This is a genomic window from Pseudomonas graminis (assembly GCF_001705435.1).
Taxonomy (GTDB): Bacteria; Pseudomonadota; Gammaproteobacteria; order Pseudomonadales; family Pseudomonadaceae; genus Aquipseudomonas; species Aquipseudomonas graminis_B.
The window spans coordinates 1-12,070 of record NZ_MDEN01000038.1; the positions used below are offsets into that span (position 1 = coordinate 1).

The 12,070-nt window shown below is 54.4% G+C and carries 13 protein-coding genes and 3 pseudogenes; 11 read left to right on the forward strand and 5 right to left on the reverse strand.

The genetic code is table 11. From position 1 onward, the window contains the following. The 9 genes and pseudogenes from BBI10_RS27760 to BBI10_RS00265 form a co-directional block, all read left to right on the forward strand. Positions 1 to 150: pseudogene (locus BBI10_RS27760) on the forward strand (Na+/H+ antiporter NhaA); the annotation flags it as partial. Further along, the gene (locus BBI10_RS27765) at positions 133 to 519 is read left to right on the forward strand and encodes a response regulator (RefSeq protein ID WP_279615244.1); all 387 of its coding nucleotides are present in this window, start codon (positions 133 to 135) and stop codon (positions 517 to 519) included. The pseudogene BBI10_RS27760 and the gene BBI10_RS27765, both read left to right, overlap by 18 nt. Before the next feature lie 673 nt (positions 520 to 1,192). Further along, complete coding sequence (locus BBI10_RS00245) at positions 1,193 to 1,855, forward strand: site-specific integrase (RefSeq protein ID WP_065986024.1); 663 nt, start codon at positions 1,193 to 1,195, stop codon at positions 1,853 to 1,855. Between the two features lie 105 nt (positions 1,856 to 1,960). After that, the gene (locus BBI10_RS00250) at positions 1,961 to 2,800 is read left to right on the forward strand and encodes an abortive infection family protein (RefSeq protein ID WP_065986025.1); all 840 of its coding nucleotides are present in this window, start codon (positions 1,961 to 1,963) and stop codon (positions 2,798 to 2,800) included. A gap of 76 nt (positions 2,801 to 2,876) precedes the next feature. Continuing rightward, complete coding sequence (locus BBI10_RS00255; RefSeq protein ID WP_244160269.1) at positions 2,877 to 3,776, forward strand: AAA family ATPase; 900 nt, start codon at positions 2,877 to 2,879, stop codon at positions 3,774 to 3,776. After that, positions 3,659 to 3,988 (forward strand): AAA family ATPase, encoded by a 330-nt coding sequence (locus tag BBI10_RS27770; RefSeq protein ID WP_244160270.1) that lies wholly within the window; start codon positions 3,659 to 3,661, stop codon positions 3,986 to 3,988. Before BBI10_RS00255 ends, BBI10_RS27770 begins: the two co-directional genes overlap by 118 nt. After that, positions 3,982 to 4,272 carry a hypothetical protein gene (locus tag BBI10_RS27775; RefSeq protein ID WP_244160271.1) on the forward strand — a complete coding sequence of 97 codons (291 nt, stop codon included), beginning with the start codon at positions 3,982 to 3,984 and terminating at the stop codon, positions 4,270 to 4,272. Before BBI10_RS27770 ends, BBI10_RS27775 begins: the two co-directional genes overlap by 7 nt. Further along, positions 4,269 to 4,547 (forward strand): DUF4276 family protein, encoded by a 279-nt coding sequence (locus BBI10_RS27780; protein WP_244160272.1) that lies wholly within the window; start codon positions 4,269 to 4,271, stop codon positions 4,545 to 4,547. The genes BBI10_RS27775 and BBI10_RS27780 overlap by 4 nt, the downstream gene beginning before the upstream one ends. Positions 4,548 to 4,593: 46 nt before the next feature. Continuing rightward, on the forward strand, positions 4,594 to 5,244 hold the full coding sequence (locus tag BBI10_RS00265) for a hypothetical protein (protein ID WP_065986026.1): 651 nt from the start codon (positions 4,594 to 4,596) through the stop codon (positions 5,242 to 5,244). A 102-nt stretch (positions 5,245 to 5,346) separates the two neighbouring features. Here the strand turns inward: BBI10_RS00265 and tnpC are convergent. Continuing rightward, positions 5,347 to 6,198: pseudogene (gene tnpC / locus BBI10_RS00270) on the reverse strand (IS66 family transposase); the annotation flags it as partial. Between the two features lie 38 nt (positions 6,199 to 6,236). Further along, entirely contained in the window at positions 6,237 to 6,569 is a 333-nt protein-coding gene (tnpA, locus tag BBI10_RS26280; RefSeq protein ID WP_197983943.1) for an IS66-like element accessory protein TnpA, read from the reverse strand. Positions 6,570 to 6,672: 103 nt separating this feature from the next. On the opposite strand from tnpA, the pseudogene BBI10_RS00275 reads away from it, so the two are divergent. Further along, positions 6,673 to 6,849: pseudogene (locus tag BBI10_RS00275) on the forward strand (methyl-accepting chemotaxis protein); the annotation flags it as partial. A gap of 224 nt (positions 6,850 to 7,073) precedes the next feature. Here BBI10_RS00275 and BBI10_RS00280 read toward each other — a convergent pair. From BBI10_RS00280 to BBI10_RS00295, 3 genes are all read right to left on the reverse strand, one after another. Further along, entirely contained in the window at positions 7,074 to 7,721 is a 648-nt protein-coding gene (locus BBI10_RS00280) for a TetR family transcriptional regulator (protein WP_167355754.1), read from the reverse strand. An 82-nt stretch (positions 7,722 to 7,803) separates the two neighbouring features. Continuing rightward, positions 7,804 to 9,783, reverse strand: coding sequence for a CocE/NonD family hydrolase (locus tag BBI10_RS00285; RefSeq protein ID WP_208600721.1), 1,980 nt, complete (start codon positions 9,781 to 9,783; stop codon positions 7,804 to 7,806). 429 nt (positions 9,784 to 10,212) lie between these two features. Continuing rightward, on the reverse strand, positions 10,213 to 10,965 hold the full coding sequence (locus BBI10_RS00295) for an IclR family transcriptional regulator (RefSeq protein ID WP_065986030.1): 753 nt from the start codon (positions 10,963 to 10,965) through the stop codon (positions 10,213 to 10,215). A gap of 193 nt (positions 10,966 to 11,158) precedes the next feature. Between BBI10_RS00295 and BBI10_RS00300 the strand changes: the two genes are divergently transcribed. Next, entirely contained in the window at positions 11,159 to 12,019 is an 861-nt protein-coding gene (locus BBI10_RS00300; RefSeq protein WP_065986031.1) for an MFS transporter, read from the forward strand. Positions 12,020 to 12,070: the final 51 nt, after the last annotated feature.

The following is a 12,070-nucleotide window of genomic DNA, read 5'->3' on the forward strand; positions in this document are numbered from 1 at the left end:
CTGGCAACGCTCCCGTTAGGTGCGGCACTGGGTGGTGTGCTAGTCCCTGCAGGAATCTACCTTGCTTACAACATGGGCACGGCGTCTGCACACGGTTGGGCAGTTCCGACCGCAACCGATATCGCGTTCGCCGTGGGAGTTCTTGCTCTGCCCGATGATGAGGATTGCAGCGATGTCGTCGATGATTGCAAGAGCCAGACGATCATGACCGATGTCTTGGAAATGGACGGGCATGAGGTCCAGGCGTTTTGCGAAGCTGATTCAGCCTGGAATCACATTCAGAGCTACGGCTTTAACGCCGATTTGCTGATTACCAACCTCAGAATGCCAGGGACGATCGATGGGATTCAGCTAGCCCTCAACGTACACGCGCTGCTACCACTGATGCCTGTGGTTGTGGCATCCGGGTTCCATGCCGCTGCTGATAGCTTGGACGGTGATCACGTGTATTGGCTACAAAAGCCGTACGGCCTTGATCAGCTGCGGGAGCTTTGTCACAAGCTCACTCCCCACAGCTGAGATAGCGAAGTGGAACGTCCGTACGCTTTGTTGCGTGCCGTCCACTGCTCTATTCAGGCAAGGCTGGGAAAGAAGGCTGGCACCTACAACTGTTTGGCTGAATTTTTTCCTCGGTTCTAAAGCTTGAACTGCCCAACCAGCGTGTTAAACGACATAGCCACCGGTTCGAGATCAGTATCGACAAGAACGTCGAGAAGACTTTCACCGCCGAGAACCTGATCGTGGCCGACGCGAACGCTGCACACATCGATCTGGTGGGTCTTGCCCCTGCCCATGTGCATCCGACGGGCTGACCCCAGAGGCTTGGCAGTGGCCTAGGTCTTGACACGCGTGACTCTTCAGATTTCCATTGCCCTGATAACGGCTGCTTTGGGTCGAAAGCGGTCATCCACTGCCGACGGCTATCGACTCAAGCCGCGCTCAGCCCTTCGGCATCTTGCTGCGTCTTCACTGCGCGTAGCGGCATATCCGTTAAATAGGCCTCCGGACTTTGCGTGAAGTCTGGGGGCCTTCTGTGGAAGGCCACAACTGACTCACGAGAAAGCAGCTGCAGAAGGACGGGGATCCCAAATTTCCGTGTACACCAGATACATCGAGCAGGCCGGGCTATCCCCGGCCTATTTGTTGACGTACTATGTCAGGATTGATGGCAAATAAGCATTTAGAGTGAAGTATGCCCAAGGCGATCGTTATCGAAGATGAGCAGTTAGAACACGCTGTACGGGTCGCCAAAGTGAGCAGCCCGGAGAATGGCGGTCGTGATGCGGCGCTACTGCTTACATGCTTTGGCACCGGCATGACCGTGACAGAGATCTGCCGCCTTCGCGTGAGCGACTACCTGACAGAATCCGGCACTGTGCTGATCGACTCCCTGGTGCGTGCAGAAATCGCCTACAACCATCGCTCCAGGCCGTTGTGCTGGACCAGCAAGAAGTTGACTAATGCCATAGACGCGCACCTTGCCGAACGCCTCGCGCGTGGTCACGGCGTTTCAACCAGAGTGATGGCCTTTCGTGGACTTGATCCTGACTCGCCGTTGTTCGTGTCCGGTCGCACTGGCGAGGGGTTGAAGATCAGCGCTCAGAAGCGTGACGGTAAAACGTACTACAGCGCGAACCAGCTCAGCCGACTCTATACACGCCTGTTCAGCATGGCCGGGATCGAGGGGGCCAGCGCACAGTCTGGACGCCGCACACTTGCGGTCAAGTTGAAACGCCGCGGCATCGACTTACGGCACATCAGCGAGATATTGGGCATCGAGAGTTTGGAAGCGGTCAAGAAGCTATGCGCAGGTGATCCAGCCCGTCTGGGCGACATAGTGCGGAGAATTATTTGATGTTGGTTCAAAGATTGACCCCGGAGGATTTCAAAGCCGAGTACCTGCGCTGGAGGTGGAGCGGCAAGAAATCGATCACCCACTGTATGGCCGAGTTCTCTGATTATGAATAAGTTTCCGGTACCCGCCTTCGTACTCGCTGCGGTCGCTGACGCGGTAGCAGAGGCCGAAACTCACGCAAGCTTAGATAGCTTATTTATGTACGCAGAAGCACCTGGCGATCCTCCCGAGGGAAGCAAGCCGGTAAAGGCGCTTGACTGGTTGAGACGAGTAAACAAGGAGAGTGGCGACCGCGCGCTTTCGATTATTGGGCGAATTGTCGAAAAATATCTGGATGCCCCGGAACCCAGTGCCTCCTTTTGGCAACCCGAAGCTGCCGTTGAGGCGCATAAGTTGAGGGTGAAAAAAATCAAGGACGCGCTGGCCAGAGCTGGTTTCTCATATAGCTCTGGCGGAATTCTTAGCCATGGACAAGGTATTGCTACAAAATCTCTGGCAGAGCTAGTTAAGGCTCGGAACCTAGAAGTGATTGATTTTGAATTCGATCGGGCTCTGAAAAATGTCGTGGCAAGCCCAAGAGAAGCAGTATCAGCGGCGTGCAACATATTAGAAACGATTTTCAAAATTTATATTGAGGAACACTCACACCTCTCAATGCCAGCCAAGCAGGACCTTCAAGCAGTGTGGAAGGTCGTTAAAGCAGATCTTGGACTAGATGCATCGATCATAGAGGAGCGCGATCTTCAGGAGATTATTAGTGGAATCATGGCCACAGTGAATGGGATCGGTGCGCTGCGCACGCATGGAAGCTCAGCACATGGTCCGGTGAAGCGACCTTACAGATTAAAACCTAGACACGCTCGGTTAGCAGTGCATGCAGCACACACCATTGCCGCTTTCGTTCTTGAAACTTGGGACGAGCGAGCCGCAAAGGTGGAGGGATGATTGTAATAGGCGGCGATGACTACAACGGCGCGAAAGCGTGGGTCGCCATTGATCCAGATGCACCATAGGAAACCTAATGAATATCCGCAAATTGCATATCAAGGGCTACAAGAGCGTGGCCAATTTGGTGCTGCAGGACGTATCGCCACTGCTGGTGTTCGCTGGGGCCAACGGCTCTGGGAAGAGCAACATCGTCGATGCACTGGCTTTTCTCGGTGCGGTGGTCAAATTCGGCGCGCTACAGGCCCGTACGCAGTTTGGCGGTTTTTCACAGATCCATTGCTTCAAGTATCGCAAGGAGCAGCGCACGACGATCAGCTTCTCGATGGTTCTGGAGCTGGCCGGGAGTCTGTACGACTACACCATCAGTATCCATTCCTTGAACAAGGCACCGCAGATTGCTGAGACGCTAAAGGTCGATGGCCGCCTAGTGATCGACCGTCGAGGCAACGATACCAAGTTGCAACTCACCGAGGCGGACGGTTTGCAGAGTCTGCCGGATTACCCTAAGGATATGACCGCACTGATGCTGCTGGGGCAAAGCCCGCTGTATGTTTTTTTGGCTAACATTAAAGTGTTCCGTTTCGATCCGCTGGCGGCCAAGGAACCATCCAGCTCGACCACCGATACTAGTGAGCTGGACGCCCACGGTAAGAATGTTGCGTCCATGCTATCGGTACTGCAGAGAGATGCGGACTTTAGCGAACAAGTGCTGGAGTGGCTGGAGCTGATCGTGCCTGGCATGGAGAACGTCTCCACCGAGCAGCAGCGCCTTGATGGTTCTACGGTAATTACCTTTAAAGAAACCAGCACGAAAACTCGTTCCCGGCCAAGCTGGTGTCAGACGGCACCATCTTTGTGCTGTGCATTCTCACTGCTGTGCTCAGCCGCGCCCACAAGAGTGGTATCACAATCATCGAAGAGCCCGAGCGCGGTATTCACCCAAAGGCGATTGGTGAGCTGGTGCAACCGATGAGGGAAAGCGCCTCGGTCGATCATCCGATTTTTCTGACCACCCACAGCGAGTCGATCGTCAGAAGTCTGGAAACGCCGGAGTTGTATTTCGTCAGCAAGGCGGACGGCAAAACCCAGGTGCAGACAGCGACCAGTGCCTGTGTGGACAAGAAGCAAATCCCGCTGGATACCGCCTGGCTAAGCAATCTGTTTGACGGGGGGCTGCCATGGTGAAGGCAGGCTTTATTGTAGAAGGGGCCAGCGAAAGGATCGTGGTCGAATCGCCAATGTTCAGGGAGCTGCTACGCGCCTGTGGTTACGAGCTGATCACTCCAGTGGTCGATGCTAAGGGCGGTGGCAACCTGTTACCGCAGAACATCAATGCCTTCATCGCCCCGCTGGATACTGCCGGTGCAGAGCGGATCTTCGTGCTGACTGATCTGGAGGACGAGGCTCAGGTAGCGACGGTGCGTGAGCGGGTGGCGCATCAGCGTATCCACTTGCCTTCATCGCCGTGAAGGCACTGGAGGCCTGGTATCTGGCCGATAGCGTGGCGATGAATGCTTGGTTGGGTACGGACGACTTTCATGAGTCTAACCCTGAAGCTACTCCAGATAAACCTTGGGAGCGGCTCAAACAGGTCGCAGCGGAACGCGGTAAGCGCGGCCCTGGCAGCAAGGTGGCATTTGCCACAAAGGTTACTAAGTACTGGGGCTTTACTATTGAAAATGCCTCTGCGCATCCCGCCTGCCCTAGCGCACAAGAACTGATCGAATACTTCCGCACGGTGTGATGAGTACTGAGCTGATACGTAGGAAGACAGTTAAAGGAAACGCAGAATGAAAGCCGTCATGAATGAGTCGTGTCCGTTTGTAGCCGGCTTACCCGCAGACCATTACGGGGTCCATATTGGGAACGAAATGGACGCTCGCCGCCTGCTCTACTTGGCTGGAAAAATTGGGGCTGAGAAGGTTACCAGGAGCGCTTCTAGGTACACCGAAAAATATCCGGGTGAGCGGATCTACGTTTCAACCCTGCTCAAACGATACGGTGTAAAGGTTCCAACGCAAGTCTATGCGCCAGTAAACGTTCCGCTTTATCGGGTGTATATGCTTCTTCATTTAGCCAGTTCGAGCATCAAAATCGGCTATTCAGGTGACTGGATACAGCGTGCCCTAGCCTTCGAATGCGAGTTCGACCTTGACCGCAGCATTAGCTTTTCCTTTCACGACAAGGCGAGCGCTCTAGCGGCCGAAAGCTACCTGAAGCGCCTGTTTGATTGGGCGAGAAAAGAGCCACCAGCAGTACCATATGGAGCTGGCGGGCGTAAGGAATGGTTCGATGCAGCCATTTACCACGAAGCATTGACTGTCATATCCACTTTCGAGACGCCAAAACCCCGCAAACCGCTGACGTTGAGAATCGCTCATGACTACGACATTGGCAGATCGCTGGGGATTGATGATTTAAACCGCGATATAGCCCACTGATTGTCAGATAAGGTCACGGCACAAGCAGAGTAGGAAAAATCGCTTCCAAAATGTTGCCGATGTGGAAAAAAAGTAAGCGTCCGGGCATCACGCCTTGCGTGATTAAATCGGTCGCCACTTATGCGGCAGCAACTGATCGATTTCACTCGCCCGCTGCGTCGGCAGCCGCGTAAGAACATCCTTCAGATATGCATACGGATCATGGCCATTCAGGCGCGCAGACTGGATCAAACTCATGATCGCTGCCGCTCGTTTGCCGCTGCGTAACGATCCTGCAAAGAGCCAGTTCTTACGCCCAAGAGCCCATGGTCGTATCTGGTTTTCCGCCCAGTTGTTGTCTATGGGTACAGCCCCGTCATCGAGGTAGCGCGACAGCGCTGCCCAGCGTTTCAAGCTGTAATCGAGTGCTTTGCTGATGGCTGAGCCTTCGGGCACAAGATCGCGCTGGGCGCTCATCCAGGCGTGCAGCATGTTCATTATAGGGACGGCCTTTTCTTGCCGTATTCGACGCCGTAAATCCGGTTCCAGGTCGCGGACTTCACTTTCGATTTCGTACAGCAACTGGATATAACGCAGGGCTTGCTCTGCAAGCGTGCTTTTATTCGCAGCGTGCAGTTCGAAGAACTTGCGCCGTGCATGGGCCATGCAGCCAATCTCGGTCACGCCAAGTTCGAAGCTGGCTTTGTAACCGCCAAAATCATCGCAGACCAGCTTGCCCCTCCAGTCTTGCAGGAAGTTGCGAGCATGCTCTCCGGCGCGGCTGGGGCTGAAGTCATAAACCACCGCTGCCACGTCCGAAAACTGGCTGGTGGCGTAGGCCCACACGTAGGAACGGTGAGTCTTCTTCGTTCCTGGCATGAGCATCTGTACTGGAGTTTCATCAGCATGAATAACCTGCTGCCCGAACACCACGTCGCGCAGCGCATCGACCAGCGGCTGCAACTGAACACCAGTCATCGGCTCGGTGGCGAGCCAGATGGCGTCGATGCGAATCATCGCAAAAGGTCTCGAAGAAAGGTCGCGCAGGCAGCAGCATTTTCAGTGGGCCAGTTCACTTTGACGGTGCCTCGCGGGTGCTGTATTTCAACGCAGATGTTCGATGATGACAGGTGGGATTTCGCCCCAGCCAGCGACACGGGCAACGGAATAAAGGCAGGTTGCAGCGCTGTGCTTTTCTGCGCTTGCAGCCGAATCCATTTGTGGACGAGATTTGCATTGAGGTTATGGCTGAGTGCGACGCTGGCAATCGAAGCACCGGGCTGGGCACACTCTTGAATGACTTGGGCTTTGAAGGACTTGGAGTAGGAGCGGCGTGTTGGCTGCATGAAATACCCGCTTAAAAGGCTAGAACTGGTGCCCACTTAAATTTAAGTGCACACCATGTCTTGGCTTTGCGGGGCTGGGTAGATGACTTGGCCGGACGCTTACGCCACAGCTTCTGAAGAGCAGGCCCACGTGGCTCGCGAAGTGGATCGCGCATTGATAAGCATCCGCAATCTTTCACTCCAGAGCAGCGAGGGCACGCAGCAGACCTTGATCGCCAGTAACGAACTGTCGCAGTTGGCAGTTAACTTGAATCAGATGGTAGCCCGCTTCAAAACCTGAAACTCCCATGAATCAAGTGCCAGCAGGCCATAGGTTTGCTGGTTCCAAGTTCCAGCATATCAATCAGCGTCACTAACACATTCTTAAAGCCGAGCAAAATTCGAGAGCTGGGCTAGAAGTCAAATAGATGCGCCTGAGGATTTGCGCACTGTTCCCCCCCCCAAGGGCGATAATTTACCCTCTCCGCCACCAGATCCTCGAAAACGGCGCTTCGTTGGCAGTGGCTACGCAGGCAACGCCTGTACAAACATTGCGATGGCTTGCTCGGCGATTTCTTTTTTCAGCTTCAAAGTCAGTTTTTTTTTGCCACAGAACACGCTGGGTGCCACCATTGGCAATGACACAGCGGAAGTCAGCATCCCGAAGAAGAGGCGTTCATTCGGGGCGACAATCACGCCTGCCGCTTGAGCCTTGGCAATGATCGGTTTTGAAGAGACGCTGAAGGGCCCGACAAGCTCGACGCTCAGCTTAGTTAATCGGTCTCCAGGGTTGCTGGCTTCTTGAATGAGAAATGCTGGGAACTCGGGCATTTCATATGAAATGTCAGCAAACAAACGAATAAATCCGATGATTGCATCCCTAGGATGGCTATCTACCTGAACGGCCAAAAGCCTTAGTTGTTCCAGATGGTGCAGTTGTCTTTCAGCAAGGTGCTCGACAACCGCGTTCCATAAATTCGCTTTGGAGCCAAAAATCCGGCCAACGAGGGCCATGTCAACTCCTGCGTCAGACGCCAGGGCTCTTAGCGAAACGCCTTCATAGCCGTACTTGGAAAAGGACTGAAGCGCTGATCGTAGCAGTGCCTCTCTACCGCTTGGCTCGCCGCTGCGGCGCCGACCGCGTGCCGGTTTGACTGGCAATGTCTCGTTCAACGAATTTCCTAATATGGGAGGAAGCTAGTGCGATACGTCTTTGAAGCCGTGGCCAATTGAGGCTCAACTGGCCACGGCTCGATCAAATGGTAACCAAAGGGATCAACAGGTGGCTATCATACTGGCCGCCCATGTGGATGACATGGCGACCCTGATTGCATGAGACGGGCGTCGGAACCCGCTGTTCCCCAATAGCTTTCGGCGAGGTGTCAGCTTTTCCACCATAGGAACGCACCGCGACCTTCTGCTTAGGATCGTAGGTGAAACTGTCCTGTGCTACCTCAATGGGCACCGCCCCGAAGCCCATATCGAACCGGGTGTCCATTGGCTGGTGAGCGCTGATGGTCAGGTATAGCTCCTCCCCCCGCTTGTACCGCATCGCCATTGGCCAGATCCCAATTTCGACAGGGACGACCTCCCCAGGCTTCAGCAATTGCTCACGCTCATGCTTCAGGTACGGTTCGAAATGAGTCGAGTTAGCGCTATCAAGCTCTCGTTGGGATACGCGCAGTAGGCCGGTTGCCGCCACTGGGCCCACCATGCCTTCACCGAGCTCGCGATTGTATGGATTACCTTCCGAATCGCGCTTCTCGACCGTGACTGACAGCTCCATGTCGTTTGCGCCCTCAGCCTCGACCCACAGACGAAGCTTCATGTAGCCGATAAGCTCTACATCCTGATCGAACCGATAGGTGAAATGGACGCTGCCTTTGGGCGCAACCTGATAGGTCGTTTTACCCTCATGTGGAGGCTTTTCCTCAATCAAGCCATTTGAATCATTTAAGTAGAGGCTTTTGGCTTCAACGCGCGTGGGAGGCCAGGCATCTTCCACCCTGTCAACCACATCGGTGCCGCTCGGATCCAGGACGCAAATGCGGACTCTAGGGGTGTCCTGCCATCCATTGGCCTCACCCTTGAGGTAATGATCGAAGAACTTCAGCAATTCCTGCTCATACTTTGGCGTATAGAAGTCGAGCCACTCATTGGTGTTGTTGACTCGCAGCCATTTATCTTTCGAACCCAGCTTGCGGAACCCTTCGAAGCTTCCATGTGTGTGAGCAGCGTTTGTATAGCTGGCTACAACATAAGTGGGCACCTGAATTCGTTCGAGCCGTGCCTTCTTGTCCTCCCAGTAAGGGCTCATCAACTGCTGCTCAATGATCATCCTGGGTTGATCTTCAATGTAGTTCTTACCAGCGAAGGTCTGGATGATTGCTTCAGGAAACGCGGGGGCTGGGATACCACCACGGTTTCCAGTTTCACGGAAATGATCACTGAAACCTTCCCAGGGAGCGATTGCGGCCAGATGTGGAGGTTTCTCCGCCGCGATGAACCATTGCGAAACGGCCAACCAGGAATTGCCAGCCATGCCGACCTTCCCCGAACACCACGGCTGCTCGGCACACCATTCGATGAAGTCATATCCGTCCTCTGCAAGCTGACGCCCCCAGTAGGAGATATTACCCTCAGAATTGTAGGCACCCCGGGGGTCTGGGTTCAACACTACATATCCCTGCTCAACCCAGAAAGCCGGATCGGCACCTTCAAATTTCTGTAGCTCCGACACCCACTCCAGCGGCACTCCAGCACGGCCGTGAATGTCGTCCAACCATTGGCCTCCTAGCTGCTTTCCATAAGGGCTCCACGAGATCAGCGCAGGGTACTTCCCACTCTTTGCGGGACGGAACACATCCACATACATCGTCACGCCGTCGCGCATCTTCACCGCGACGTCGCGCTCTAGAACGATATCCACCGGCAATGGCTTGGCACCGGCACGTCGGACTGAGCCCTCAGGCAGAACGACTTGGCCGGGGGAAAACCCCATATACCGGGCGCGGGGAGCCTCTGGAGGCATAGCTTTACGGTAAGGAACTGGCAGACTCTTGTTGCCATAAATTCGGGTGGGAAACGTTTTTTTCATGACGTCATCTCCAATGGTGGTGGCTCTAGCAACATTGCCGAGAGCAGACATGAAGGCGATGCTGACTGCACCTGCCAAAACTGTGCGGCGAGGCATTATCAGCGCGTCAGAAAATATATTGTCCTTCAACTCATGCATCCATAAATCATCGATTGATGATTTATACTGGACGCTTTCTCACACCCTGTCAAAGGTCACCTGACGAGGCGCCGTACGGCTCAAGGCGTGAAAAAAGGAGAGTGCAAACCTGTTCCATAGCGCCAAGGCACCCTAGTGCAATCAGCGTAGGACGGGATGAGCATAGCCAGGAACCTATAACGATCTCGTTCGCCCAGAAATCCGTAATGACGGGCAGTCAGACAGTGGAGGAGTGCGCACGTGCAAACTTGGCCGCCTCGATCCTTAAGCCGCCTTGCTGGTTGATACATGGCTTAATTTCTAAAAAAACTTCGTATCGGGACTGCCTCAATGTCCGTATCGCCCTTGGTAAGGGGCGGTACAGGCGTTGCGCCAAACCTTTAAAGCAAGCGTTAGGGCTCTTGGTCGCGTTGGACGAGCAGGACTGAGCTAAGCACCTATCACCGCTTCGATTTGAGATTTGCATTGAATAAGCGCATTTTTCAGTTCTTCAAAATGGTCTTTGAATCTGAGCGCCGGTACTGCCAAGGCCAACGCATACTGATCGACGAATCCGGTGCGCAGTGTCAGGCCTATGCCGCACACCCCACGCGCATGCTCCTCCCTGTCGATAAAGCATCCGGACTTCGCACCGACTACCAGGTCAGCCCTCAGTGCATCAATGTTCACAAGAGTCTGTTCAGTGCGTTTTTCTAACGAAAACCCTGTCGACAACATCGCAAAGACATCGTCGCTTAGCTGGGCCAGCAACGCTTTGCCGTGGGCCGTGCAGTGAATCGGAAACGCAGTACCTATTGCAGAAACAACCCGCAGTTCCTGATCTGACGCGTACTGGTCAACCAAAACAGAATGGGTACCCCGGTAGATGCATAAATCGACCGTTTCTCGGGTGCTACGCCCAAGCGCTTCGATGTAAGGACGAGCAATGCCGATTACGTCTTTGTGCGCTGACGCCGCCAAGCGCACCAAGGCAGGCCCAAGTCTCACTCCGCTTCCATCAGTGCTCACCAGTTGCTGTGCTTCCAGCGAGCTGACCATCCGATGAACTGTAGTCTTAGGTAGATCGCAGGCCTGGCTCAACTCTCCGAGGCTCGCGCCGAACGGAAACTTTTCAAGAGCCGTCAGGATCGCTGCGGCACGGGCGATCACTTGCTTCCCAGACCCTTCTTTCTCTTGACTCATCTATAAATTCCCTACCAAGCAATCATCTCGAAAGCATACCTCATCCTTCATCCATGACCTCCCTATGCCACGGTCGGCCCGCAGCGCGTTATCGATAAGGTTATCCGGCGGTTAAAGCTTGACAGCTCAAGCTTGAGCGATGAGCATGTTCCGCTCAGTGGTTTTATAATCCACCATACGGAACGAGTAAAGCATGACTTCTCACACTTCCACCCCGTCAGCCTTAGCTGCCTTCACACTCCTTGCGATTGCATGCCTCACAATTATGGTGGGATGCGTAATCGTCCCTGGCCTTCCTAGAATTGCTGAAGAGCTCGGGATCGATCACGGGGTCGGCCTTCTCGTGACCCTCCCGGCGCTAGGCGTAGTACTGTTTGGGCCTATAGCAGGAAGGCTTGTGGATCGATTTGGGCTGTATAACTCCTTGATGGCAGGGCTGATTGCCTATGGAGCGCTGGGGATGGCTGGGGCCGCAATACACGGCCCATGGGCTGTATACACCGACCGCCTCTGTCTCGGTGCTGCTACCGCAGTTATCATGTCGAGTGGTACAGGATTGATTTCCGCGCTCTACACCGGATCCGCACGCCTAACCATGATTGCCCGACAGGGCATGTCGATCGAATTGGGAGGGGTTGTATTCCTGTTCATCGGCGGCTTGCTTGCAACGATCGGATGGGCTTGGCCATTTGTGCTCTACCTGGTCGCTTGGATTTTCGCCGCGATGTTGTTTTGCTTCGTCCCGCGCCTACAGCACAGCCCGCAAGAGAGAGGCGATGAGGGCGGCCGTGATGCGGCAGTGCCCCAATCATTGAAGATAGTGTTCACAGCTGCGGTTATGTCAATGCTGTGCTTCTTTACCGGCATTATCGTGCTGCCAATCGCTCTGCGTGAGCTCGGACTCAATGAAGCCCAGACCGGGTATTTTCTGTCATTTATATCGTTGATCGCTGTCGGCGCCGCCGCCATGATGCCCCGATTCGTCAATAGGATTGGGGAACACCGCACCATTGCCATAGCGTTTGCTTGTAAGCGTTCGGTTAAGTCGCCTTGACGTAAGGGATGGGAGGTAGCGGCGCTGACGCAAGCGTAAGCAGTGGCCATA

Bases quoted from the DNA above. Each gene is read 5' to 3' on its own strand.
- BBI10_RS00245 (WP_065986024.1), top strand. From the start codon at position 1,193: ATGCCCAAGGCGATCGTTATCGAAGATGAGCAGTTAGAACACGCTGTA.
- BBI10_RS00250 (WP_065986025.1), top strand. From the start codon at position 1,961: ATGAATAAGTTTCCGGTACCCGCCTTCGTACTCGCTGCGGTCGCTGAC.
- BBI10_RS00255 (WP_244160269.1), top strand. From the start codon at position 2,877: ATGAATATCCGCAAATTGCATATCAAGGGCTACAAGAGCGTGGCCAAT.
- BBI10_RS27775 (WP_244160271.1), top strand. From the start codon at position 3,982: ATGGTGAAGGCAGGCTTTATTGTAGAAGGGGCCAGCGAAAGGATCGTG.
- BBI10_RS00265 (WP_065986026.1), top strand. From the start codon at position 4,594: ATGAAAGCCGTCATGAATGAGTCGTGTCCGTTTGTAGCCGGCTTACCC.
- tnpA (WP_197983943.1), bottom strand. From the start codon at position 6,569: ATGCAGCCAACACGCCGCTCCTACTCCAAGTCCTTCAAAGCCCAAGTC.
- BBI10_RS00285 (WP_208600721.1), bottom strand. From the start codon at position 9,783: ATGCATGAGTTGAAGGACAATATATTTTCTGACGCGCTGATAATGCCT.
- BBI10_RS00295 (WP_065986030.1), bottom strand. From the start codon at position 10,965: ATGAGTCAAGAGAAAGAAGGGTCTGGGAAGCAAGTGATCGCCCGTGCC.
- BBI10_RS00300 (WP_065986031.1), top strand. From the start codon at position 11,159: ATGACTTCTCACACTTCCACCCCGTCAGCCTTAGCTGCCTTCACACTC.